The sequence below is a fragment of the Lancefieldella parvula genome (assembly GCF_963547875.1).
Classification (GTDB): Bacteria; Actinomycetota; Coriobacteriia; order Coriobacteriales; family Atopobiaceae; genus Lancefieldella; species Lancefieldella parvula_D.
Genome location: NZ_CAUUSI010000012.1, coordinates 1 through 21,653 on the forward strand (window position 1 = coordinate 1; position 21,653 = coordinate 21,653).

The following is a 21,653-nucleotide window of genomic DNA, read 5'->3' on the forward strand; positions in this document are numbered from 1 at the left end:
GCGAGACCTACCAAAGCTGCGCTATTTTGTGCGCCAGGCCTAAAAGCCGACGCTATCGCGCCACAAAAAAAGCTGGTAATCCTTACGGATTACCAGCTCAAGGTCAGTGTGTTTCTCGTCACATGAAAAAGCCGCGTGTGAGCAGCGCTTTCGTGACCGGAGGTCGCGTGGACCTGCGGCGCCACCGCACCGTGCGCACTCTTAGTGGGTTGCGTCCTCGAAGAACTCCCATGCCTGAGCGTCGGTTGCGCCCTCGTGAACGATCATGCGGACAGCCTCGGCCATCTGCAGAGGATGGGTGCTCTGGAAGATGTTGCGGCCCATGTCAACGCCGCGTGCACCCTTGCGGATAACGTCGTATGCAAGGTGCAGAGCGTCGCGCTCAGCAAGCTTCTTACCGCCAGCAACAACAATTGGAACTGGGCATGCTGCAACGACTTCCTCGAAGTCCTCGCAGTCGTAAGTCTTAACAATCTGGCAGCCCATCTCAGCGATGATACGGGTTGCAAGCTTGAAGAAGCGGCCGGTGCGCTCCATATCCTTACCAACAGCGCAAACGCCAAGGGTAGGAATGCTGTAGCGGAAGCCAGCGTTAATGACCTGGCTGAGGTTATCAATACTGGAGAGCTGGCCATCAGCGCCGATGAAGGTCTGAACAGCCATGCAGTCTGCGTTCATACGGATAGCATCCTCAATGTCAACAGCAACAACCTCGTGCGAGAGGTCAGACTGCAGCATAGAAGAACCAGAAGAAACGCGAAGAGCGATGCCCTTAGAAACCTCAGGAGAAACGCAAGTCCTGATTGCGCCACGGGTGCCCATGAAGCAGTCAACGTAAGGAGCAAGCTGTGGAAGCAGTAGGTCAAGACGCTCGAGGCCAGCGGTTGAGCCCATGAAGTAACCGTGGTCAAATGCGAACATTACAGTGTTGCCGCTCTTTGGATCAAAGATGTTGGAGAGGTGCTTCTGCATACCCCAGTCGAGGTTATTTGCACCCTTTACATAAAATCCCTGATTGTTAGCAAAAGGAGTGTCTACGTGATAATCCTTAGCTACTTTCAATCCGTCCAGATCTGCCATGAAAATCCTTTCAATAAAACCTTAAAGCGCGCAGAGAAGGCGACTTCTTGGGCGAAGCTGCCTCGTAAGAGAGCGCGTCTCGTAAGAGAACGTGCTTCGTAAGAGAATGCACCATTTTGGGCGTCCGCCCCGGGAGGACCACCCTCCTCTGCGGCTGAATTACCTCATAAGCTGGCGAGAAGATCGGTCTTCTCGCCAGCTGTAAACGTACGCCTCTACTTAGAAGGAGTAGTTGTTCATGTTCTCCTTGGTGAAGACAAGGCGCTCAGGAAGCAGGACTACGCCGTTGTTCTTCTCGGCAGTCTTTGCACCCTCGGCGATGGAGTCGTTAGGCTCAACCTTGACATCGCCGATGCTTGGGATGGAGATGGTGTCGCCAACCTTGACCTCGTTACCAGCTGCAAGGAATGCTGCAACGTAGCAACCCATAGCGCCCTGAACTGCGCAGTCCCAGAGGCCCCAGTTGTAGATGGTGCCGTGCTCGCAGTAGGACTTGATGGACTGTGGAGAAGCAAAACCGGTGATGGTGATCTTCTTTTCGTCGTAGCCCTTGTTCTCTGCAGCCTGAAGCTGGCCAGGAAGAGCGGTGGAGTCGTTGCAGATGATCAGGTCAATATCTGGGTAAGCGTCGAGAATTGCCTCACCAATGGTGATTGCCTGCTCAGCGTCCTGGTTGGAGTAGTAGTTCTCGTGGACGTTCTTCCACTTAGGATACTTCTCCTTGATGATCTTCTGTGCAGCTACCTGCCAGGAGTTCTGGTCGGTAACGGTTGCCTGGGAGTAGTGCCAGACGTAGGTGATCTCGTCCTTCTCTGGATCCTTGCCGCGCTCCTTGAGGCCAGCGACGCCCATGTCAACGAGCATCTGGCCAAGGATCTCTGGGGTGCCCTGAGAAACCATGAGGGTACGATCCTCTGGGTTAGCGTCGGAGTCCCAAGTGGTAACTACGATACCAGCAGCAGTTGCCTTCTTCAGAGCGTCAGAAACACCCTTTGCGTCAACGGTAGAGATGCTGATTGCGTCTACACCGTTAGCAACTGCCTGGTTGATGACGGAAACCTGAGCGGAAACGGAAGCGGTTGCGTCGCCGATGTAATCAACGGTGAAGCCCCACTCCTTGGACTTGTCCTGTGCGCCCTTGTTTGCGGACTCGAAGAATGCGTTGCCAGTGACCTTAGGAATAAATGCTACGGTCTTGCCCTTGACGTCTCCGCCACCCTCGGACTTCTTGGTCTCTTCTTTCTTCTCGCCACCACCATTATTGCAGCCTGCCAGAGCGAGGCCAGCGCTAACTGCGGTGATACCAGCGGCACCAATAAAACCACGACGAGTAATCTCTTGCATAGGTAACCTCCCTTGTCTGTGCCTAAGGCACAATTTCCCCAAAGCTTATGCCTTGGCTTTACTGCTGCTTGAAAGCAGCGATTTCAAAAACGTACCAATATTTGTTCCGCTTGCTGCCGATCGAGCAACGATGACAACAACCAGCAGGACACCAACAGGAATATCCAGGTACTGTGGGCTTACCTTGAAGCACAGTGGCAACCCGAAGCGCAAGAATGCAATAACAAACGAAGCAAGTGCGGTACCAACAATGGAGCCCTTACCACCTGTGGAGAGCGTGCCACCCAAAACAACTGCGGTGATGATGTCCATGGTAAGGTCAGCGCCAAGATCGGACTTAGCGGTGCCCAGGTAAGCGGTCAGAACCACGCCTGCAATAACAGCGGAAACTGCGGTGAGCATGTAGGTGGACATAATGACACGACGGCTGTTGATACCAGAGAACTCAGCTGCGCTCTGGTTGACGCCAACCAGGGTGATGCGGCGACCATACTTGGTCTTGTGCAGCAGAATGAACGCGATAACCAGCATCAGGATGTAGATCAGCAGCTGGAATGGGATGACGCCAAAGAGCTGGAAGTTAGATACAAACTTGAAGTCCTCGGGGAAACCGCCAATTCCCTGGTAGCTCTCGGTCTTGGAGAGCGTGGAGATGAGCAGCGCCAGACCAGAGTACAGGAAGCTGCCTCCTAGGGTAACAACCATTGCTTGCACTCGACAGTACGCAATCAAAAAGCCCGAAAGCGCGCCGCAAGCAACAACCAAGACAAAGGCAACGCCCACAGCGCCCCAGATAGGAAGACCAAAGTCCTGCCAGCCAACGCCAATGGTGATGGACGTCAGACCAACCAGAGATGCAACCTGGATATCGATGCCGCCGGTAACCATAACAAGCGTTACAAAGAGCGAGATCATAAATACGGGTAGGTTATCGTTAATGCTGGTAAACAACAGTGCTGGACGCAGAAACTTAGCGTTAGCAGAACCAAAAATGACAAACTCAAGTACCAGCAGACCGATGAGAATCATATTCCAGCTTGTCTGACCCTTGGACAAGAATCCCTTAAGTGTCTTCATCATTAGCGAACACCGCCCTTCTTACCTGAAGGGCTCAGAGCTGCCTCACCAAAGTCTGCAATCTGCTCTGCAAGAACCTCGGAAGTTGCCTTTGGAGAAACACGTGCGTTCAGACGAGCATGCCTATTCTGAACAATGGAACGGTGCTGAAGCAGGGCGTCCACAACAACAATGACAATCAGAATAACGCCGGTAATTGCGTTGTCGTAATTTGACGAGAAGCCCATGAAGACCAACAGGTAGCTGATGGATGCCATGATGACGGAACCGACAGCTGCGCCAAGGACGGAGCCAACGCCACCAAGCAGGCTGACGCCGCCAAGAACACAAGCTGCAATAGCCTTCATCTCGTAGCCGTTACCGCTCATTGGGGTAACAAAGCCAATACGGCTGCAGAAGATAATGCCGCCGATAGCTGCCATAACGCCACAGATGACGTATGCCAGAATCTTGGTCTGAAGAGCTGGAATACCAACCAGAGTTGCACCGTTAGCGTTATCGCCAACTGCTGCAAACCAGCGACCACGACGGGTCTGGGTTAGTGCAAAGTGAATCAGAATAACCAGCGCAATAACTGCGCAGTAGTACACCGTGAAGTCGCCAATACCAGTTACTGCCGAGAAGTCCTTGAACTCCTTAGGGAGGTTCTCAACCCACTGGCCGTTGGTGTAAACGTAAACAATACCGCGCAGAACGCCGTTGGTACCCAGGGTAAAGATGAGCGATGGGGCCTTCATAACAGCAACGCCCCAGGCGTTTACTAGACCAATTGCTACACCAATAAGAATACCTACCATGCAAGCAACGGGAAGTGGAGTTCCATCTCTCAGCATGCTACCAACTACCACAGCAACAAGACCCAGGTTGGAACCAACAGAAACGTCAATCTCACCAATGAACAGGGTGAAAGCCACGCCAACAGCGACCAATGTGTAGACAACGGACGTGTTAAAGCAGGCAGCAATTGTTGCTGGCGTCAAGAATGCAGGATTCATTGCACCAACAATAATAAAGAGAGCAATCAGGAATGCGAGGCTGCTCAGTCCCCTAGCCTTGAGAAGGCGCTTTACAAGATCCATACGTCACCTCCTACAATCCAAATGCAGCGGACATGAGGTTGTCCTGCGTAATTTCTTCTTTTTTGAACTCGTGATTAATGCGTCCCTGGTACATGGTGAACGCGCGATCAGCAAGCTCAATAATCTCTTCCATATCAGAAGAAATCAGAAGAATAGAAACACCTTGCTTACGGAGCTCCTGCAGAACAGCGTATACATCGCCACGAGCAGCAGCGTCAATACCACGAGTTGGCTCGTCCAAAATAACAACCTTTGGAGCAACCGAGAATGCGCGGCCAATAACAATCTTCTGCTGATTACCACCAGAAAGACCGCCTACCTCCTGATCAAGGCCTGTGACCTTGGTACGGAAGTTATCAACGTAGTTCTGAGAAACCCTGTCCTCTTCTTTGCGGTTAAGCAGCAGCTTACCAAGGGAAGAGTTTGCAAGCAGAGCACTGGTAGTGTTCTCAGCAACATCGCGAATTCTAAACAGACCGTCATTAAAGCGGTCCTCTGGAACATAGCTCAGACCTGCAGCAATAACGTCTTTGGTGGACTTGCCAGTAATGTCTTTACCATCGACAAATACCTTGCCGCCAAGCACCTTATCCATACCGTAAATAGTGGTGGCCATCTCTGATCTACCAGCACCAACGATACCTGCAAGACCAACAATCTCGCCTGGATAAATATTGAGGTTTACGTCAGCAAAACCATAACCAGTGAACTCAGCAAGCTCAAAGATTGGCTCTGCGTCGTAATCAATGTTTGCGCTCTCGGCAATCTCTTTCTTAATCTCTGCTGCGTCTGGTGGAAGAAGTCCGCGTACAAGATCTTCTCGCGTAAAGTCCTCTACCTTGCCGCGCATAGCCATAACGCCGTCGCGCAGAATGCCAATGCTGGTAGAAATCTCAAAGACCTCTGCCAGGCGGTGGGTGATGTAAATAATGCCAATGTTTTTCTGCTTGAGCTCCTGGACTACCTTGAAGAGGCTCTGCACCTCGTCAAAGGTAAGCGCAGAAGTTGGCTCGTCCAGAATAAGAATCTCGGAGTGGCGCATAAGACCGCGGAGAATCTCAACCATGCCCTGCTCAGCAATAGAAAGCGTCATTGCCTTGCGATCCAGATCAAGCTCCCAGCCAATCTCTTTCATAGTATCTTCGAGCATCTTGTTGAGCTCAGCTTTTGGAGCCTCAAAGCCAATGGTGATGTTCTCTCTAACGGTCATGTTAGGGAACAGCATTGGCTCCTGAGGAACCATATAAATACTGTGTGCAAGCGCGGCCTTAGGGTTGGAGATATCAACCTTTTGACGATCGATAGAAATTTCTCCCTCATCGGCAGAGTAAATACCCATGATGATCTTCATGAGGGTAGATTTACCGGAACCGTTGCCACCAATAAGAGAGATGACCTCTCCTGGCGCCAAATCTAAGTTAATGCCTTTTAATACCTCGTTGGAACCAAATGACTTTCTGATTCCGCGGACGGAAAGAAGTGTGTCGCACTCCTCACACACGTCTTTTCCTTCAGGCGACTTTGGGTCAGTGGCATCGATATCGATGTCAAAAGATTCACCCATAGTACCTCCTACCAAAAATAACAAACGGCCGTACAAAATCTCACACTTTGAAGATATCTATAAATAGACATTCTTCAAAGCACCGTCACGGCAAACGGTATTATTACTGCCGTGAATGGTATTTTTGATTGTTAAATGAACAATAGTCCGAAATACCTCTATGCGTAATTATGGTATTTGTAGTATATCTTCCTGTTAATAGGGAGAATAATTACTATAATAAAATCTAGTATGTTAGGTACAAATGTTTTAGTATTAAACAAAAGTATCAACTGGAGGACGGATGGACGAGCAAACATATGCACTAGCCACCAAGGCTGCGTGGTATTACTACATGGAAGATAACACCCAGGCTCAGATTGCTGAGGTCATGGGCGTTTCTCGTGCAAAAGTTATCCGTCTACTTGAAGAAGCTCGCGCGCAGGGCATTGTTCAGTTCAGCTTCAGAAAAAACGACAGCCAGCGCGTTTCCGCAGAACAGCTCCTTATTGACCGCTTTGGCCTCAAGGACGCTTTTGTGGTCCCAACTCCCCTGGACAGCTCTACAATCAACCAATCTATTGCTCAGGGCGCAGCTCACTACGTCTCTGACCACCTACGCGAGGACGGCTACCTCAACATTGGCTACGGCGATACCGTCAGCCGTATGCTGGGAGTTCTTGCCAAGAACCGCGAGGAGTCGCTCAACGTTGTTAGCCTTACGGGCGGCGTGAGCTACTACCTGCCAACTGTTGGCACCACCGCCTACTCCATGCACCTGTTTCTGACACCGTCTCCACTTGTTGTATCTTCTCGCCAAGTACGCGATGCGCTTCTTGACGAGAAAAGCCTGCAAGACGTGTCCACTATGACGGAATATGCAGACATGAGTGTGGTCGGCATCGGCGCCGCAGTTGAGGGCGCCACCGTTTTGCGCAACGGCATCCTTAACGAGGGCGAGCTGACCGTACTTAAGATGCAAGGAGCCGTCGGCGACGTCCTGAATCACTTTATGGATAAAGACGGCAATCTTATTCAGACAGAAATTGAAGATCGCGTCATTAGTACCGATCTAGACAAGCTTCGCCAGCTCAAAAACGTTGTTGGCGTTGCTGGTGGCAAAGATAAAGTTTCGGCAATTAAGGCAGTACTTAACGGCGGCTATCTGAACGTGCTAATCACGGATTCAGACACCGCTGCTGAGCTGCTTCTTTCGTAAACAAGGAGGATCTGATGAGCAAGTATCTTCTTGCACTAGACGCGGGAACAGGAAGTATTCGCGCCGTTCTCTTTAGTGTTGACGGTGAACAGGTTGGGGTTGCTCAGCGCGAGTGGGAGCACCATAAGGACCCTCGTTGGCCTGGCAGCATGGACTTTGATTGGGTTACTAATTGGCAGCTTGCTCTGGACTGCATCAAAGAGGTTTTGGCAAAGACCTCCATTGATCCTAAAGAAATTGCAGGTATTTCCACCACCTGCATGCGCGAGGGCATCCTTCTGTATGACCAAGACGGCAACGAGATTTGGGCATGCGCTAACGTTGACGCCCGAAGTGTCGATGAGGTCAAGCAGCTCATTGATATGGATCCAGAGCTTGAGAAGAAGATTTACCAGAAGAGTGGTCAGACCTATGCACTAGGCGCTCTACCTCGTCTTCTTTGGGTTAAGAACAAGATGCCAGAAATCTACAACAAGGCAGCCAAGATTGGCATGTTCAACGACTGGCTTGCTTACAAGCTCACCGGTATTCTGGCAGTTGAGCCATCAAACGGCAGTACCACCGGCATCATGAGCCTGGAAGAGCGTGCCTGGGATCCAGAGATTGCAAAGGAGTGTGGTCTTCGCGACGACCTGTTTGGACAGGTCGTCGAGTGCGGAGAAGTTCTTGGCGCTGTAACTGCAGATGCCGCAGCAGAGACGGGTCTTGCCGAGGGTACGCCTGTTGTTGTCGGCGGCGGTGATTGCCAGCTGGGCATGATTGGCGTTGGCGCTTGTGAGCCTGGTCAGGCTGGTGTTTTTGGCGGCAGCTTCTGGCAGTACGAGTTCAACACCGATAAGAGCACTCCAGACCCAGAGTATCGCGTCCGTGTAAACTGCCATGCTATTCCGCAGATTTGGCAGTACGAGGCTCTGGCATTCAAGCCTGGTCTGGTTATGCGCTGGTATCGCGACGGCTTCTGCCAGGCAGAAAAGGCCGAGGCAAGAGAGCGCGGCATTGATGACGTGTATGAGGTCATGAACGAGCGCGCTGCAGAGATTCCTGCTGGTAGCCACGGTATGCTTTGCTGCTTCAGTGACGTTATGAACTACATCCACTGGATCCACGCAAGCCCAACGTTCACCAACTTTGAGCTTGATCCAGAGCGTTTCAATAAGTACACCTTCTATCGCGCAATTTTGGAGAACACCGCCCTTCTCGTCCGCGGCCATATTGAACTGGTCAAAGAAGCTACGGGCAATGAGCCAGACGAGCTCATCTTTGCAGGTGGCGCTTCCAAGTGTTCTCTGTGGGCACAGATTGTTGCCGACGTTACTGGCAAGAACGTCCGCATCCCAAAGGTCAAAGAGGCAACTGCTCTGGGCGCCGCTGTCCTTGCAGGCTACGGTGTGGGCATCTACCCAAGCATCGCTGAGGGTGCAAAGCGCGTTGTTAAATGGGATAAGACATTCTCCCCCAACCCAGACAACAAGGCTGTTTACGACCAGCTCTATGTCCAGTGGAAGGATGTTTACAAGAGTCAGCTTGAGCTTGCAGAAGAGGGCAAGGTCAAGAGCATGTGGAGAGCACCTGGCCTGTAAGTGCTGGGGGCGTCGCGCGTAACCGCCGCGAGGCACACGTCACCGCCGCGAGGCACGCAAGAAGAACGTTTGGTCGCATCAAAAGTTGCGCCTGAAAGGAAAGCAAGATGTTTATTGTCAACGAGAACGATTTTGAGTACAGGTGTGGAGATCACGGTCCTAAGTACCTGATGAAGGGCCCCCGCATGAACTATGCCATGGTCCAGTTCCAGCCAGGCCAGGATTTCCAGGCTCACTACCACAACATCATGGAGGAGAACTTCCACATCCTCCAGGGCAAGGTGGACATTGTGGTTGACGGCGAGGTCCACACCCTCTCAGCTGGCGACTTCATCCACATTGAGCCCGGCGAGGTCCACTACGTCAACAACCCTTACGACGAGCCAATCGTCATGGTCTCAACCCTTGCTCCTTTCCAGGAGGTCGACAAGGTTGAGGTAGAGAACCCTACCTACTAAAATCAACATTTAGCGAGAAGGACCAGCGCTTGGCGAGAAGGTCGTTCAAGTGCAACGTTCTTCTCGCCAGCGCAAATGCTAAGAGGGCTGCCTGATGGTGGTCCTCTTTTTCTAGGCTACAACGTTGGAACATTCCATAATGTCAAGTGAATCAGCGCAATTAGCTCATACAATTCTGATCCAAACCGTATCTCATCAAAAACTAAAGGGATCATTGCGTTGCCTCGTAAAACTACTTTGTAAGTTAGCCCCTCATCCAGTATTATCCCCTGTCCATGATTAACAGCAGAAATTCTCTCCTGCTCCTCTTCTAACATTCCGTTAACGATTGGGTTTGTTAGGTCATTAATTTTGTTGCTAATTTTCTGACACTCAGACGCTGTAATTTTTAATTCTCTAGATTTAATTTCTTGCGATTCTAAAAACAGATTCTCAATGACCTTAAAGACATTTTGTTCATCTTTAGAAAACGAATACTTAAGAAGTATAAACGGTCTCATGCCTTCTCTAAATTTTGGTGAATGGACTTCACGAGCTATAAGCTTTCTAGTTGTAACATCAAAAAATAAACACTCTTTCATATAGAGATAGCGTCCAAAAATGAGCACTTGGGTATACATTGTCATTTGACCCTTCCATACAAAAAACCACTTGATAAGGAGTATCCCTTATCAAGTGGATGGTATGTGTCCATCAAACTGGACAGTATAAACAGGAGACTCTTTACTGAAGGCTAAAAGTCTGAGCAGCAAGCTTATCCTTGCCAAAGAGCGGATATACCTCTACCTCAACATCGGACGAGCTAATAAGCTTGTAAGCTTGCTCAACATCAAGGCTTGTGCCAGTCTTAATCTTTGTCATACTGCTTTCCCAATTGACGCCGTCAGAAATTGCACTTTCAAGCTGCTGACCATCTTGATACGCTTCAACTCGCACCGAACTCATAAATGCAGCCGTCTCATCAGAGTTGTTTGTGAAGTTAAACGTGATTTTTGCTGCTGGATTCCCGTTGTAATCAGTAATCTGTGTGAGTGTGCCAATGGTAACCTCATACTTTTCTGGCTGCTTCTCTTCTGACTTCTTTGGCTCTTCCTTCTGTGTATCAGAGGTAGACGTGGATGTTGTGTTGCTGTTTCCGCATCCTACCAATCCTAGGGCGAACAAACTAGAAGCACCTGCATAAATGAACTCGCGACGTGTTAAAGACATAATTCCTCCTATGTTTGATGTGTCTTTTGCCTGTTAAACGCCTTTTTGAACAAGAACACTTACTACAGTGCAGATAGTAGTCATTGAAATGCGGTCATGTGTCCACTACATTGGACAGTTGACCTGGTTGCGGAACGCCTTGCGGATTTTTCAGTGTCGATTGATTCAAAACCCGGGTAATTATGCGCCCACGAAAAATGCCGCCGGAAACCCGACGGCATTTTTAGTTCATAAGGGAAAGAAAGAAACACAACGTTTATCTGGTCGTTTGTCAATAAGCTGGTCGTTTGCCAAGAAGCTGGCTATTTCCAAGGGCCGCGCTCATCGACCACCCAGAGGTTAACTGACCAAGGGCCAAACTTACTTGTTGGACTGCTTAATCATCCAAATAGTCTTGGAGAGAAGAGCGATGTGCTCATCCATAGCTGCGGAAACAAGGAAGTTGTCCTCAGCATCTGCATCCTTCTTGATCTCTGTTGCGAAAGCGCGAATTGCCTCGTAGTCAGCAAGAATGGACTCGAAAATCTCCTGAGGATTCTTGAAGCCCTCAGCAGCCTCGGAAAGAGTTGCGTTCTTGAGGAAGGAATCCATGGAGCCCAGTGGAGAGCCGTCGTTCATCAGGATGAGCTCGGCAACCTCGTCAAGCTGGTCATACATTGCACCGTAAACCTCGTCGAGGTCAGTGTGCACGTTGTAGAAAGAAGGACCGCTGACATACCAATGGAAGTTGTGAATTTTGTGGGCCTCAACAGCGTAGTTAGCGAGAAGAACGTTGAGCTTATCGTTTAGCATGGTTAACACCTTTCTATTAGATATATCCTTTAGTAACTAGTAATGATTACTAGTTAACTGTTATATTCCCAAAGTAAGTTACCCTATACTTACTTTTCAAAAGTTTTTGAGAAATCTTTTTGACGGCTGTTATGTTGCAACGAATCCGCGCTCGATGTCCTATTTAGCTGCAGTTACCATGTGTAGAAAATTGCCGCACGATTGTCTTTTTGACAAAACGGTTAAATCACACGGGTTTCTCGCTAAAGGGTTGTGGAAAGAAGGCAAAATCAGCGCAATCAAATTTTTAGCGCTCTCTTGCAAGGAGACCACATGACCAAGATTCCAGAGGGCTACCGTTCAAGCCTTTCGCTTTACGATACTCAAAAAGCAATTGAGCAGGTCAAGAACGTGTTTTTGACCAAGCTGTGCGCCGCACTGAAGCTGTCGCGCGTCACCGCTCCACTGATTGTTGACCCGCTTACCGGTATGAACGACAACCTCAATGGTGTCGAGCATCCGGTTGCATTTGACCTGCCAAACGTCGGCAAAAACGCCGAGGTAGTTCAGTCGCTCGCAAAATGGAAGCGCTATGCACTCTGGCGCTACAACTTTGCCGTCGGTCGCGGCCTGGTCTGCGACATGAACGCTATCCGTCGCGACGAACAGCCCGATAACCTGCACTCCATTTACGTGGACCAGTGGGACTGGGAGCGCATCATCACGCAGGACGAGCGCAACACCGACACGCTGGAAGACGCTGTCTGCCGCATTGTCGAGGCAATCTGCGGCACGCTCGACGAGCTCAAGTGGCACTATCCCCAGCTCAACACGCGGCTCAGCCGCGAAGTCACCTTTGTAACCTCGCAGGAGCTGGAGGACCTCTACCCTACTCAGACGCCTAAACAGCGAGAAAATCTGTTTGTTCGCGAGCATCCAACCACGTTTATCGTGGGCATTGGCGGCACTCTGAACTCCGGCCAGCCTCACGACTTTAGATCCCCTGACTACGACGACTGGTCGCTCAACGGTGACCTGCTGTTCTGGGACGAGACCCTAGACTGCGCGGTAGAGATTAGCAGTATGGGCATCCGCGTTGACGCCGAGGCGCTTAAGTCGCAGCTGGCAATCGCTGGATGCGAGGACCGCCTTGAGCTGCCGTTCCACAAGATGCTCGTTGACGGCGAGCTGCCCTTTACCATTGGCGGCGGCATCGGCCAGAGCCGTCTCTGCATGCTGCTACTAGAAAAAGCGCACGTCGGAGAGGTACAGGCATCTATCTGGGACAAGCAAACCGAGGATTGTTGCGCTGAAGCTGGTGTTTCTCTGCTCTAAGCAGCGAGCCTGAACACGCAAAGCGGATCTACATCGCATGTCATTAAACGCGCGCGACCGCCTTCAAAACTAAAAACATTTTGGCGTTTCTCCTGTTAACGCTACAATAGTAACCCAGTGTAATTAAAAGCCACTGAGTCTAACTGGCGATTTAAGGAGCGACTCTATGAATTGCCCCAACTGCGGAGCTGAAATTGACAAGCACGCAAAGTTCTGTTCCAACTGCGGACAGAAGCTTTCTGACGTCGCGGACGCCGCAAACGTCGAGAAGCCCGATGCGCTCGTCGAGTCCACAGGACCCACACCAGAAACCGCACCCGACAACTCCACCACAGCCACTGAGGCCATCGCACCAGCAGAAGCTGATGAGCCAGTTGAAACCGTAACTGATCCAGACGCAACTGTCCTGGCAGAGTATCCAGCCGATGACGAAGACACAACTGCTGCAGAAACCTCACTCCTAGAGGTATCGACAGACGACTCCTACATCACCCCAGATGAGGCGCCTACCGCTGTCACCGACTCGGACGCCGTTGCAGACGCTGACGCAGATGCTGACGCAGACCCCACCGTAATCGCAAACTCCAACGCTGCTGACGAGGAGCCTACGGCTTTCATTAATGACCCAGATCGCATCGACGTCTTCACCTCTGACGACGTTGATTCAACTGCTATTTCGCACTTCGACCCTTCGCAGTTCACCGTTGTTTCAAGCGGACCTAGTTCCGTTGAGCGCAAGCAAACCAAGGACGGCTCGGATTCTCTGCGTAAGGTGGCATTTGGCCTACTTGCGGCCGTTCTGGTTGTAGGTGTACTGGCCATTGCTTGGGTCATTCAGTCCCACCAAGACGACGCAGCCAAGCGCAGCGCCGTCCAGCAGCGCATTGCAACCTATCAGGAACAGATAGAGAGCGTTGGCGTTGATCCTCGCAGTGACAGTAGTCGTGTTGAACTTCTTAACCAGTACGAGAAACTCAATGAAATTGAAGAACAGATTCAGACTGATCAGAAGAATGGGCAGTTCCGTATGCCTAATGGCAGTGACGATACAGGAATCAACGTTCTGAATAGCTCGATCTCTGATCGACAGAAGAGCATTCGCGACTGGTTTGAGGCCGACTACAAGCGCAGGCTAACCGCAAACAGCTTCAACGACACAGATACCGCAAATACTATGGATCAAAAGTCTGTGGCAAATAAGCTTGTTGAGCTACAGGCCCTTCTCGGAGATATTGAGCACGAGAAGGTTATCTGGGGAGACGACACAGGCAATAATTCAACCTATGATTCATACCACTCTCGCGTATCCGACCAGATAAAGAAGGGTGAAACTCTTAAATCTGGCGTGGCCGAGAAGACCAAAAAAGAGCAAGAACAAAAAGATAAGGATAAGAAGTCCGAAGAAGACCGCAAGAAGGCCCAAAAGTGGGTTGGCACCTATAGCGGTACCGGCACCGACGGCAAGCCGATGGAGGTTGTCATTCAGAAGGACGGCACGGTCATTTGGCGCACTGGTGGTCAGCCTGAGGTTCGTGGCACCTGGACCGGTGATGAGTCAAAGCTTGAACTTGACTTCAACGGCCAGGTCAGTGGCAGAAGCGAGCCCTTCACCCTCTCTTCCACCAACGGTGGAAGAACCGTAACCATCAGCTCTCAGAGCAGTACTTGGAATACTGACACACTTTCTAGGAAGTAACGCTGACTAGAAAACCGCACGTCACAAGACACAAATATGGCGAGAAGACCGATAGATCTTCTCGCCATTTCTTTACAAAGTGAACGCTGTTCTAAACGGTAGTCGTTCTTCTTGCCAAGTAATTACGCACCGAGCGCGCGCTGTCCAAGCACCAAAGCACCTAGAATGCCCTGGTTTCCCTCGCAACCTCCAGGAACAACATAATTCTGTATGTCCTCTATCTCTGGAGTGTTGATGTAGCCGTTGAGATACGCAACAAGTTTCTGCTGAATGAGCGGGAACAGTTGCTTCTGCTCCATGACGCCTCCGCCCAAAATAATGCGCTGAGGTGAGTAGCACATTACATATGTGGAGAGGGCTTTTGCAAGGTAGGCAGCCTCAAGCTCCCATACCTCGTCTTTCTCAGTAAGCTCAACAGCTGGAAGTCCCCAGCGCTCTTGAATAGCAGGACCTGATGCCAGCCCCTCAAGGCAATTCTGGTGATAGGGACACTTGGTCTGCTGCCAAGGGTCATTTGCCTCACGTTCAACAAGGATATGACCAGCCTCGGGGTGAAGCATGCCGTGCTGGAGTTTTCCTTCAAGCAGCACGCCGGCGCCAATTCCAGTTCCTACTGTCAGGTAGACAACGTTATCAAGGCCGCGAGCTGCACCAAAAACTGCTTCTCCTAAACAAGCTGCATTAACGTCGGTGTCGTATCCAACAGGGACGTTCAGTCCATCCTTCAACGCCTGCAACAGATTGAAGTTGCGCCAGCCTTGCTTAGGAGTCGAGAGAATCTTTCCGTAGCTAGGCAGATCAGGATTGACTCCCGTGGGGCCAAATGCTCCAACACCTAGAGCCTGAATAGAGCGAGCTTTGAACCAGCCCACAATCTTTGGCAAAACAGACTCTGGCGCTATCGTAGGAAAGACCTCACGCTCGTAAATTTTTCCGTCTGGTGTACCCGTGGCAAGAATAATCTTTGTTCCGCCAAACTCAATACCGCCAAGAAGCGTTTCTGCACACATGTTTATCTCGCCAGTTACTTGTTAAGGAGTTTCTCGTACACGTCGATGAAGTCCTCAGCAATGATGCGGAAAGATTCAGCCTGCATAAGCTGATCTTCAGCGTGGAGCAAAATGAGCGAGAACTCAACGTTACTGTTGTCAATTGCAGACTGCTGGAGCATGTTCAGGTGCGTGCTATGGCCTTCATTAAAGATCTCTGTACCAGCGAGAACATCTGCGCGAGCACCTTCAATATCGCCTGCCTTTGCCTTCTGGATAGCGCCAATATACATTGACTTTGCCGTTCCAACGGTAGCAATAATCTCAAAGGCTGCTTCTTGCGTAGCAGTCATTTCATCATCTAAAGCCATTTTTACCCCATACTCTTTTCTTGAGTACTTAAGAGCTCACAAAATCTTTTACAGCTTATTTGATAAGCTCAAGTGCATCGTCAAGAATCTTTGCAGCGTTCATCCTGCCGTAATCAACCATAGGAATAACAGCTACAGGAATAGATCCTGCTGCAGCCTCAACATCTGCCTTTGCATACGCAATCTGAGGTCCAAGCAAAAAGACATCTGCACCATCAATAAGCTCAAGCGCCTTATTAAGAGGATTTGCAATAATCTCTACGTCCAAACCACGAGAAGCAGCCTCTTTCTGAAGCTTCTGAACAAGCAGGCTAGTGGACATTCCAGCATTGCAAGCAAGTAAGATTTTCATGTGATCTCCTTTTGATAAGCCAGCCACCAAATACGACGGCTGGCTTCAAGTGATACTCAGATTATAAGCTTACAAACTACTCTGCATCCTGAGCGTTCTCTGCAAGAGCCTCAGCCTGCTTGGCCTGTGCGCGCTCGGAAATCTTCATGAATGGCAGGTAAATTGCCATAGCGAGAAGAACCTCGATGACCTGCCAGATAACGGCACGATAGTCGCCACCGGTTGCCAGCCAACCACTCAGGAATACTGGAGTGGTCCAAGGAACCATTGCAACGCAAGGGCTAATCCAACCAAGGTTGGTGAACAGGTAGGTCAGGCCGATGAACAAATCTGGAACAAGAACAAATGGAATCATCAAAGGAAGGTTAAAGACGATTGGGTAACCGTAAATAACTGGCTCGTTGATGTTGAAAATACCTGGAAGAAGAGAAAGTGCCGCAACATCTTTGGAAGCCTTGTTCTTAGAGAATACAAAGGTGTCAAGAAGCAGCATCAGAGTACAACCAGAACCGCCGATCAGCGCAAAGGTGTTGATGATCTGCATGTTCATGTAGTGGTCCTGAGGAATTGGCTGACCAGCTGCAAAGGTTGCCATGTTATCAACAATAAGCATGGTCAGGATTGGCTCGATCAGAACACCAGAGATGGTGGACTGGTGAATGCCAAGGCAGAAGAGCAGGTTAGCAAAGGTGTAGATGATGATGACTGCAAATGGACCAGCATTCATGAGGCCCTTCAGTGGGGCAGAAATGCTTGTTGCAATGATGGTCATAAGGTCAGTACCAGCACAAACTGCAAGAAGAGCAGAAGCAATACCAAAAACGGTCAAGGTCAACATCATTGGAATCATGGTGTTAAAAGAATCTGCAACCGCTGGTGGAACGCCCTCACCAAGGCTGACCTTCAGCTGCTTAACGCTGGAGAGCTTAATGAAGATGGTGGTAGAAAGCAGGCCAATGATGATTGCACCAAAGAGGCCGTTAGTACCGGTGAAGGAAGTGGAGAAAGCACCAGTTACATCAACGCCGGTAACTGCATAGCCGGTTGGCAGAAGCTTAGCAACATCAGCGACAGGAAGTGCAACTGCTGCAGCTGCTGCATCAGCGGCGTTTGCTGCATGAAGAACAGCGCCTGCAGTAGCAACAATGCTCTGAGGCATCATGATGATAAGTGCAGCAATACCAATAACAACACAAGAGATTGCGTTTTCAAAACGCTTGTTACGAGCGAGGCAATAACCAATAATGCCTGCAAGAATAACTGCCGAGAAACTCAGAGTGCCCTGAGCAACTGCTGCACCCCAAACCTTGAAATTAGCCAAGGTAACTGGATCATTTGCAAAGATGAGTGGGAACAGAACGTTGTTGATCAGTACTGCAATACCAGCCAAAATGTAAATTGGGCTGACAGTTGCAAATGCATCGCGCAGGCTCCTCAAGTGAACTTGATTGCCTACTTTTGCAGAAACTTCTGCAAATTTATCTAGAAACGATGCTTGGCCATTATCTTTTGCCATGAGCAAACTCCTTTCACGAGTTTCTAGTCAACTATATGTGTAGTGGCAACCTGCTTAAGCCACTCAGCTGATTTCTTAAGACGACGGTTGTAGTTATCTTCCAGGTCAACCTCAACAAAGCCATAACGGTTCTTAAAAGCATTTGCCCAAGACCAGTTATCGATAATGGCCCAGTAGTGGTAACCACGGCATTTTGCGCCGTCCTGAATTGCGCGGGCAATCCACTCAAGATGGCGACGGACAAAATCAACACGGTAGTCGTCCTGAATTACGCCGTTTTCATCTTTTTTAAGATCTTCTCGCTCTACACCCATGCCATTCTCGGAAACAAACCACTCAAGCTCTGGATACTCATCGCGAACTTTCATGGCAAAGTCGTAGAGTCCCTGTGGGTAAATCTCCCAACCACGGGATACATTCATCTCCGCTTCTGGCCAAACATACGGGTCAGCAAAGTTTGGAATACCATTCTCATCAATATCTTTTGCAGGAGCTTGAATGCGCTCTGGATGGTAATAATTGCAGCCCAGCCAATCCACAACGCCGTCGGCAAGAATAAGCTCGTCTTCGGGACGGATAGGAAGGTCAACACCACGGGCCTGCAGCGTATCAATGACATCCTGTGGAAGCTCACCCTTAGTTACCAGGTCAAGCCACCAGCGAATGTTGACACCGTCGGTCATGCGTAGCGCCTCAAGATCTGCCTCAGATGGATTCTCTTTGGTATATGGTGGTGCAAAGCAGTTGATGAGGCCAATGCGAGAGTCCTCAAGCATAAAACCTGCTGCTTTTGCACGACGATACTCGCGAACACCAAGCGCGTGAGCAAGTGAAATGTTGTACTGAACAGCACGAGCACGCGAATAATTTTTAACAAAGGGATACCAGCCACCAAGTGTGTAACGGACCTCTGGCTCAACAATTGGCTCGTTAAAAGTGAACCAATAGCGAATCTCTTTTCCAAACGTTTCAAAAGCAATGCGCGCGTAATGTGCGTATGCCTCAACAACCTCACGAGACTCCCAGCCACCGCGGTTGAAGAGGTATTCAGGCATGTCAAAGTGGTAAAGGTTTACAAAAATCTCAATACCAACCTTCTTAGCAACAGCAAAAAGGTGGTGATAGTACTTTTCGCCCTCTGGATTAAGGTTGCCGTTAATGTCCAACAAACGGCTCCACTGGATAGAAGTGCGAATGGAATCCAAGCCAAGAGACTTGAGAAGCTGAAGATCGTCTTCCATTCTTTCTGTAAAGTCATTTCCGGCGTAGGAACCAACGCGGTTGTGGAATGCATGAATGTCCAGGTTAGACCAGGTGTCCCAAAGGTTTGGCAGCTTTCCTCCGTCTTGCCATTTACCCTCGGTCTGTGGACCAGACATTGCCCCACCAAAGAAGAAATTCTCAGGCAACTGATACGACATGCCCATCCTTTCTCAAAAGTATCTAAACCTGACATGTCAACTTTATAAAACAGATATGTTAGGTTTTCTATGTAGTATACTAATGCAAATCAGATAGAATGCAAAGTAAAATTTTGCTACCTGAGGAGGTGCCATGAATAAGTACGATTTGATTGTTCAGGATCTTAAAACTGATATTGCTATAGGCACGTATCCTGCTTATTCTCGCCTGCCTTCTGTTGCTCAGCTCTGCGAGCAATATGAAGTGAGCAAAATTACCATTAATAAGGCACTAGAAGTTCTTGAGCAGCAAGGGCTTATCTTCAGGCGAAAAGGCTCCGGCACTTTTGTCAAAAAGCTGGAAGAAGGAACACAAATTAAGCCAAGTAAAGAAGTCTCCGGTCAAATGGAAGGCTTCATGGCTGAACACGCTGCCCGAGGTGAGCGCGTTAAATCAAAGGTCTATACCTTTGAAGTTGAGCGTCCCTCTGAATACATTGCTAAAGCTCTTGATATTACTACCGAAGATTTTGTTTACAGAATTGTGCGCGTCAGGCTTGTTGAAGGGATTGCGCAGGTCATCGAGTACACCTACATGCCTATTAGCCTAGTTCCCAATCTTAAAATGGCCCATCTAGAGCACTCGATTTACAACTATATTGAAAGCGAAATTGGACTTAGAATTGCTAATGCACACCGTGTTATTAGGGCAGTCATGCCTACTGAGGTTGAAGCCTCTCGACTAGAAATTAGCACGGGCGACCCCCTCTTAGAGGTTGAGCAAATCGGCTATATCGACGATGGTCGTGCGTTTGAATATTCCATCTCGCGACATGCACATGGCTATGAGCTCATGACTATTTCTATGCACTAAACCTCTGACACAGCGACACAAATATGGCGAGAAGACCAATTGATCTTCTCGCCATTTTTTTTGCGTGTGGACAACACAGACTTACTCACCAAGGATTACGTGCCTAAACTCGCCATCCTCATAGATTCCGCAGCTATGGGTACCATCCTTTGGAATACCCACGGAACCTGGGTTAAATACGGTGACCTCAGGATGGTCATGGCCCTTCTCGTTATACTTTCTATGCGTGTGACCGTAGACAAACGCATCAAGGCTTGGCATCTGAGGCCACTTGTCAACGCTGTTATGAACACCAGGTCCAAACACATGACCATGCGTAAAGAAGATGGTGAACTGCTCGCCAGTCTTTGGATCTTTATCGAACAAGATGTTGTAATCGGCCATGCAAGGGAAGTCAAGGACCATCTGGTCAACCTCTGCCTCGCAATTTCCGCGGACCGCAATAACCTTATCGGAAATGCTGTTCAACATCTCAATAACGCGCTTTGGTGCGTAGTCTGCAGGAAGATCGTTGCGAGGGCCGTGATAAAGCAAATCGCCAAGAAGCAAAACGTACTTTGGCTGCTCCTCCTCTATGACCTGCATGAGCTTCTCGCAATAGTCGGCAGCGCCGTGAATATCTGAAGCAATTACAACCTTCATCTACGTATCCTCTCTATACGTGCTTCTACACGTAGTTTTATACGCGTATATCAATCAATTATTTTATTGTATCGACGGCATCTAACCTGTTGCGAGCAATATCGATTCGGTCACCGTGCAAATACCTGCTTAGAACCTACCGGTCATCCTTGCATCAGGATCGGCCTTGGCAACACGCTGACGAAGATCTGCAATAGCCGCAGGTATCTCGTCTGTGTTGTACGGCGTCATCTGGTACACCCAGTTAATCCAATTGCGATACAGCAGGTTTGCATGGGCACGCCAAGTAAACAGCGGCTGCTTTTCTGGATCATTATCGGGGAAGTAGTTCTCTGGCAGACGAATAGGCAGACCCTTGTGGAAGTCACGCCAATACTCCTCTGCAAGCGTATCGCGGTCATATTCAAAATGACCGGTTACAAAAATCTCGTGGAAGTCTCTTGTAGCGAGAAGTGCAGGACCACTGGTAAAGCCCTCAGAAAGCACTGCAAGCTCAGGATGATTTGCCAGAGCTGACGTCTCAATAGCAGCATGGCGAGAATGAGGCATGTGATGTACCTCATCAAATCCATTAGTGAGAAAGCAATACTCATCGCATAAACGCTGCGGGAAAATACCAAAGAGCTTAGCGCCCAGCATCTTCTTAGGGATATCGTGCAGGTAATACAGACCAGCTAGTGCTCCCCAGCACAGGTACATAGTAGAAAAGACGTGTTCCTGAGACCAGTCGACAATGCGACAAAATTCATCCCAGTAGTCAACATCCTCGTATTTGAGGTCCTCAATAGGAGCGCCCGTGATAATCAGACCGTCGTAATTTTTATCTTTGAAGTCATCAAAAGTTGAATAAAACGTTACCAGATGGTCGGCGGCAGTATTTTTAGATTCATGTGAAGAAATACGCATAAAGTCACAGGTAACCTGTATGGGAGACTTTGAAATCAAGCGAAGAATCTGTGTTTCTGTCTGAATTTTCTTAGGCATTAAATTCAAAATTGCCAGGCGCAGCGGGCGAATCTCCTGGTGTTCTGCAACTTCTTCCTCAAGCGCAAAAATACGCTCCTCATGCAGTGTCTTCTTAGCTGGTAAACCATCTGGAATATTAATAGGCATGGTAA

The 21,653-nt window shown here is 49.4% G+C and carries 21 protein-coding genes; 6 read left to right on the forward strand and 15 right to left on the reverse strand.

Going from position 1 to position 21,653, the window contains the following annotated elements; all coding sequences use genetic code 11:
• Nucleotides 1–201: 201 nt before the first annotated feature.
• From lsrF to RWJ96_RS05215, 5 genes are all read right to left on the reverse strand, one after another.
• Nucleotides 202–1,080 carry a 3-hydroxy-5-phosphonooxypentane-2,4-dione thiolase gene (lsrF, locus tag RWJ96_RS05195; RefSeq protein WP_035428381.1) on the reverse strand — a complete coding sequence of 293 codons (879 nt, stop codon included), beginning with the start codon at nucleotides 1,078–1,080 and terminating at the stop codon, nucleotides 202–204.
• Nucleotides 1,081–1,299: 219 nt separating this feature from the next.
• Entirely contained in the window at nucleotides 1,300–2,424 is a 1,125-nt protein-coding gene (locus RWJ96_RS05200) for a substrate-binding domain-containing protein (RefSeq protein ID WP_314019308.1), read from the reverse strand.
• Between the two features lie 45 nt (nucleotides 2,425–2,469).
• The gene (locus tag RWJ96_RS05205) at nucleotides 2,470–3,504 is read right to left on the reverse strand and encodes an ABC transporter permease (protein ID WP_314019310.1); all 1,035 of its coding nucleotides are present in this window, start codon (nucleotides 3,502–3,504) and stop codon (nucleotides 2,470–2,472) included.
• The gene (locus RWJ96_RS05210; RefSeq protein WP_314019312.1) at nucleotides 3,504–4,580 is read right to left on the reverse strand and encodes an ABC transporter permease subunit; all 1,077 of its coding nucleotides are present in this window, start codon (nucleotides 4,578–4,580) and stop codon (nucleotides 3,504–3,506) included. Before RWJ96_RS05210 ends, RWJ96_RS05205 begins: the two co-directional genes overlap by 1 nt.
• 10 nt (nucleotides 4,581–4,590) lie before the next feature.
• Entirely contained in the window at nucleotides 4,591–6,144 is a 1,554-nt protein-coding gene (locus tag RWJ96_RS05215; RefSeq protein ID WP_314019313.1) for a sugar ABC transporter ATP-binding protein, read from the reverse strand.
• A 283-nt stretch (nucleotides 6,145–6,427) separates the two neighbouring features.
• Here RWJ96_RS05215 and RWJ96_RS05220 point away from each other — a divergent pair, with 283 nt between their 5' ends.
• The 3 genes from RWJ96_RS05220 to RWJ96_RS05230 all read left to right on the forward strand — a co-directional run bounded on the left by RWJ96_RS05220 (nucleotide 6,428) and on the right by RWJ96_RS05230 (nucleotide 9,380).
• Nucleotides 6,428–7,342: a sugar-binding transcriptional regulator gene (locus tag RWJ96_RS05220; protein ID WP_314019314.1), complete on the forward strand. Its 915-nt coding sequence runs from the start codon at nucleotides 6,428–6,430 to the stop codon at nucleotides 7,340–7,342.
• Between the two features lie 14 nt (nucleotides 7,343–7,356).
• Entirely contained in the window at nucleotides 7,357–8,922 is a 1,566-nt protein-coding gene (gene lsrK / locus RWJ96_RS05225; RefSeq protein WP_314019315.1) for an autoinducer-2 kinase, read from the forward strand.
• A gap of 107 nt (nucleotides 8,923–9,029) precedes the next feature.
• Nucleotides 9,030–9,380 carry a cupin domain-containing protein gene (locus RWJ96_RS05230; protein ID WP_035428394.1) on the forward strand — a complete coding sequence of 117 codons (351 nt, stop codon included), beginning with the start codon at nucleotides 9,030–9,032 and terminating at the stop codon, nucleotides 9,378–9,380.
• Between the two features lie 116 nt (nucleotides 9,381–9,496).
• Here RWJ96_RS05230 and RWJ96_RS05235 read toward each other — a convergent pair whose 3' ends face one another.
• From RWJ96_RS05235 to RWJ96_RS05245, 3 genes are all read right to left on the reverse strand, one after another.
• Nucleotides 9,497–10,006, reverse strand: a complete 510-nt coding sequence (locus RWJ96_RS05235) for a hypothetical protein (protein ID WP_314019316.1) — start codon at nucleotides 10,004–10,006, stop codon at nucleotides 9,497–9,499.
• Nucleotides 10,007–10,103: 97 nt separating this feature from the next.
• Entirely contained in the window at nucleotides 10,104–10,589 is a 486-nt protein-coding gene (locus tag RWJ96_RS05240; protein WP_314019317.1) for a DUF5067 domain-containing protein, read from the reverse strand.
• 360 nt (nucleotides 10,590–10,949) lie between these two features.
• The gene (locus RWJ96_RS05245) at nucleotides 10,950–11,381 is read right to left on the reverse strand and encodes a DNA starvation/stationary phase protection protein (RefSeq protein WP_314019319.1); all 432 of its coding nucleotides are present in this window, start codon (nucleotides 11,379–11,381) and stop codon (nucleotides 10,950–10,952) included.
• 312 nt (nucleotides 11,382–11,693) lie between these two features.
• Here RWJ96_RS05245 and asnA point away from each other — a divergent pair, with 312 nt between their 5' ends.
• Both asnA and RWJ96_RS05255 read left to right on the forward strand, forming a co-directional pair.
• Nucleotides 11,694–12,695 carry an aspartate--ammonia ligase gene (gene asnA / locus RWJ96_RS05250; RefSeq protein ID WP_314019320.1) on the forward strand — a complete coding sequence of 334 codons (1,002 nt, stop codon included), beginning with the start codon at nucleotides 11,694–11,696 and terminating at the stop codon, nucleotides 12,693–12,695.
• A gap of 166 nt (nucleotides 12,696–12,861) precedes the next feature.
• Nucleotides 12,862–14,391 carry a zinc-ribbon domain-containing protein gene (locus RWJ96_RS05255; protein ID WP_314019321.1) on the forward strand — a complete coding sequence of 510 codons (1,530 nt, stop codon included), beginning with the start codon at nucleotides 12,862–12,864 and terminating at the stop codon, nucleotides 14,389–14,391.
• Between the two features lie 122 nt (nucleotides 14,392–14,513).
• Here the strand turns inward: RWJ96_RS05255 and RWJ96_RS05260 are convergent, their stop codons facing one another.
• The 5 genes from RWJ96_RS05260 to RWJ96_RS05280 form a co-directional block, all read right to left on the reverse strand.
• The gene (locus tag RWJ96_RS05260; protein WP_314019322.1) at nucleotides 14,514–15,401 is read right to left on the reverse strand and encodes an ROK family protein; all 888 of its coding nucleotides are present in this window, start codon (nucleotides 15,399–15,401) and stop codon (nucleotides 14,514–14,516) included.
• 14 nt (nucleotides 15,402–15,415) lie between these two features.
• On the reverse strand, nucleotides 15,416–15,751 hold the full coding sequence (locus tag RWJ96_RS05265; RefSeq protein ID WP_314019323.1) for a PTS lactose/cellobiose transporter subunit IIA: 336 nt from the start codon (nucleotides 15,749–15,751) through the stop codon (nucleotides 15,416–15,418).
• Nucleotides 15,752–15,806: 55 nt separating this feature from the next.
• Nucleotides 15,807–16,103: a PTS sugar transporter subunit IIB gene (locus RWJ96_RS05270; protein WP_314019325.1), complete on the reverse strand. Its 297-nt coding sequence runs from the start codon at nucleotides 16,101–16,103 to the stop codon at nucleotides 15,807–15,809.
• Nucleotides 16,104–16,179: 76 nt separating this feature from the next.
• A complete protein-coding gene (locus RWJ96_RS05275) occupies nucleotides 16,180–17,619 on the reverse strand; it encodes a PTS transporter subunit EIIC (RefSeq protein ID WP_314019327.1) in 1,440 nt (479 codons plus the stop codon).
• A gap of 23 nt (nucleotides 17,620–17,642) precedes the next feature.
• The gene (locus RWJ96_RS05280) at nucleotides 17,643–19,040 is read right to left on the reverse strand and encodes a glycoside hydrolase family 1 protein (protein ID WP_314019329.1); all 1,398 of its coding nucleotides are present in this window, start codon (nucleotides 19,038–19,040) and stop codon (nucleotides 17,643–17,645) included.
• Nucleotides 19,041–19,173: 133 nt separating this feature from the next.
• Here RWJ96_RS05280 and RWJ96_RS05285 point away from each other — a divergent pair, with 133 nt between their 5' ends.
• Nucleotides 19,174–19,893 carry a GntR family transcriptional regulator gene (locus RWJ96_RS05285; protein ID WP_314019331.1) on the forward strand — a complete coding sequence of 240 codons (720 nt, stop codon included), beginning with the start codon at nucleotides 19,174–19,176 and terminating at the stop codon, nucleotides 19,891–19,893.
• 81 nt (nucleotides 19,894–19,974) lie between these two features.
• Here the strand turns inward: RWJ96_RS05285 and yfcE are convergent, their stop codons facing one another.
• Both yfcE and metA read right to left on the reverse strand, forming a co-directional pair.
• Complete coding sequence (gene yfcE / locus RWJ96_RS05290) at nucleotides 19,975–20,535, reverse strand: phosphodiesterase (RefSeq protein WP_314019332.1); 561 nt, start codon at nucleotides 20,533–20,535, stop codon at nucleotides 19,975–19,977.
• Nucleotides 20,536–20,664: 129 nt separating this feature from the next.
• Entirely contained in the window at nucleotides 20,665–21,648 is a 984-nt protein-coding gene (gene metA, locus RWJ96_RS05295; protein ID WP_314019333.1) for a homoserine O-succinyltransferase, read from the reverse strand.
• Nucleotides 21,649–21,653: the final 5 nt, after the last annotated feature.

What these genes read in the sequence shown, in the direction of transcription:
- lsrF (WP_035428381.1), bottom strand. Translation starts at nt 1,080, where the DNA reads ATGGCAGATCTGGACGGATTGAAAGTAGCTAAGGATTATCACGTAGAC.
- RWJ96_RS05200 (WP_314019308.1), bottom strand. Translation starts at nt 2,424, where the DNA reads ATGCAAGAGATTACTCGTCGTGGTTTTATTGGTGCCGCTGGTATCACC.
- RWJ96_RS05205 (WP_314019310.1), bottom strand. Translation starts at nt 3,504, where the DNA reads ATGATGAAGACACTTAAGGGATTCTTGTCCAAGGGTCAGACAAGCTGG.
- RWJ96_RS05210 (WP_314019312.1), bottom strand. Translation starts at nt 4,580, where the DNA reads ATGGATCTTGTAAAGCGCCTTCTCAAGGCTAGGGGACTGAGCAGCCTC.
- RWJ96_RS05215 (WP_314019313.1), bottom strand. Translation starts at nt 6,144, where the DNA reads ATGGGTGAATCTTTTGACATCGATATCGATGCCACTGACCCAAAGTCG.
- RWJ96_RS05220 (WP_314019314.1), top strand. Translation starts at nt 6,428, where the DNA reads ATGGACGAGCAAACATATGCACTAGCCACCAAGGCTGCGTGGTATTAC.
- lsrK (WP_314019315.1), top strand. Translation starts at nt 7,357, where the DNA reads ATGAGCAAGTATCTTCTTGCACTAGACGCGGGAACAGGAAGTATTCGC.
- RWJ96_RS05230 (WP_035428394.1), top strand. Translation starts at nt 9,030, where the DNA reads ATGTTTATTGTCAACGAGAACGATTTTGAGTACAGGTGTGGAGATCAC.
- RWJ96_RS05235 (WP_314019316.1), bottom strand. Translation starts at nt 10,006, where the DNA reads ATGACAATGTATACCCAAGTGCTCATTTTTGGACGCTATCTCTATATG.
- RWJ96_RS05240 (WP_314019317.1), bottom strand. Translation starts at nt 10,589, where the DNA reads ATGTCTTTAACACGTCGCGAGTTCATTTATGCAGGTGCTTCTAGTTTG.
- RWJ96_RS05245 (WP_314019319.1), bottom strand. Translation starts at nt 11,381, where the DNA reads ATGCTAAACGATAAGCTCAACGTTCTTCTCGCTAACTACGCTGTTGAG.
- asnA (WP_314019320.1), top strand. Translation starts at nt 11,694, where the DNA reads ATGACCAAGATTCCAGAGGGCTACCGTTCAAGCCTTTCGCTTTACGAT.
- RWJ96_RS05255 (WP_314019321.1), top strand. Translation starts at nt 12,862, where the DNA reads ATGAATTGCCCCAACTGCGGAGCTGAAATTGACAAGCACGCAAAGTTC.
- RWJ96_RS05260 (WP_314019322.1), bottom strand. Translation starts at nt 15,401, where the DNA reads ATGTGTGCAGAAACGCTTCTTGGCGGTATTGAGTTTGGCGGAACAAAG.
- RWJ96_RS05265 (WP_314019323.1), bottom strand. Translation starts at nt 15,751, where the DNA reads ATGGCTTTAGATGATGAAATGACTGCTACGCAAGAAGCAGCCTTTGAG.
- RWJ96_RS05270 (WP_314019325.1), bottom strand. Translation starts at nt 16,103, where the DNA reads ATGAAAATCTTACTTGCTTGCAATGCTGGAATGTCCACTAGCCTGCTT.
- RWJ96_RS05275 (WP_314019327.1), bottom strand. Translation starts at nt 17,619, where the DNA reads ATGGCAAAAGATAATGGCCAAGCATCGTTTCTAGATAAATTTGCAGAA.
- RWJ96_RS05280 (WP_314019329.1), bottom strand. Translation starts at nt 19,040, where the DNA reads ATGTCGTATCAGTTGCCTGAGAATTTCTTCTTTGGTGGGGCAATGTCT.
- RWJ96_RS05285 (WP_314019331.1), top strand. Translation starts at nt 19,174, where the DNA reads ATGAATAAGTACGATTTGATTGTTCAGGATCTTAAAACTGATATTGCT.
- yfcE (WP_314019332.1), bottom strand. Translation starts at nt 20,535, where the DNA reads ATGAAGGTTGTAATTGCTTCAGATATTCACGGCGCTGCCGACTATTGC.
- metA (WP_314019333.1), bottom strand. Translation starts at nt 21,648, where the DNA reads ATGCCTATTAATATTCCAGATGGTTTACCAGCTAAGAAGACACTGCAT.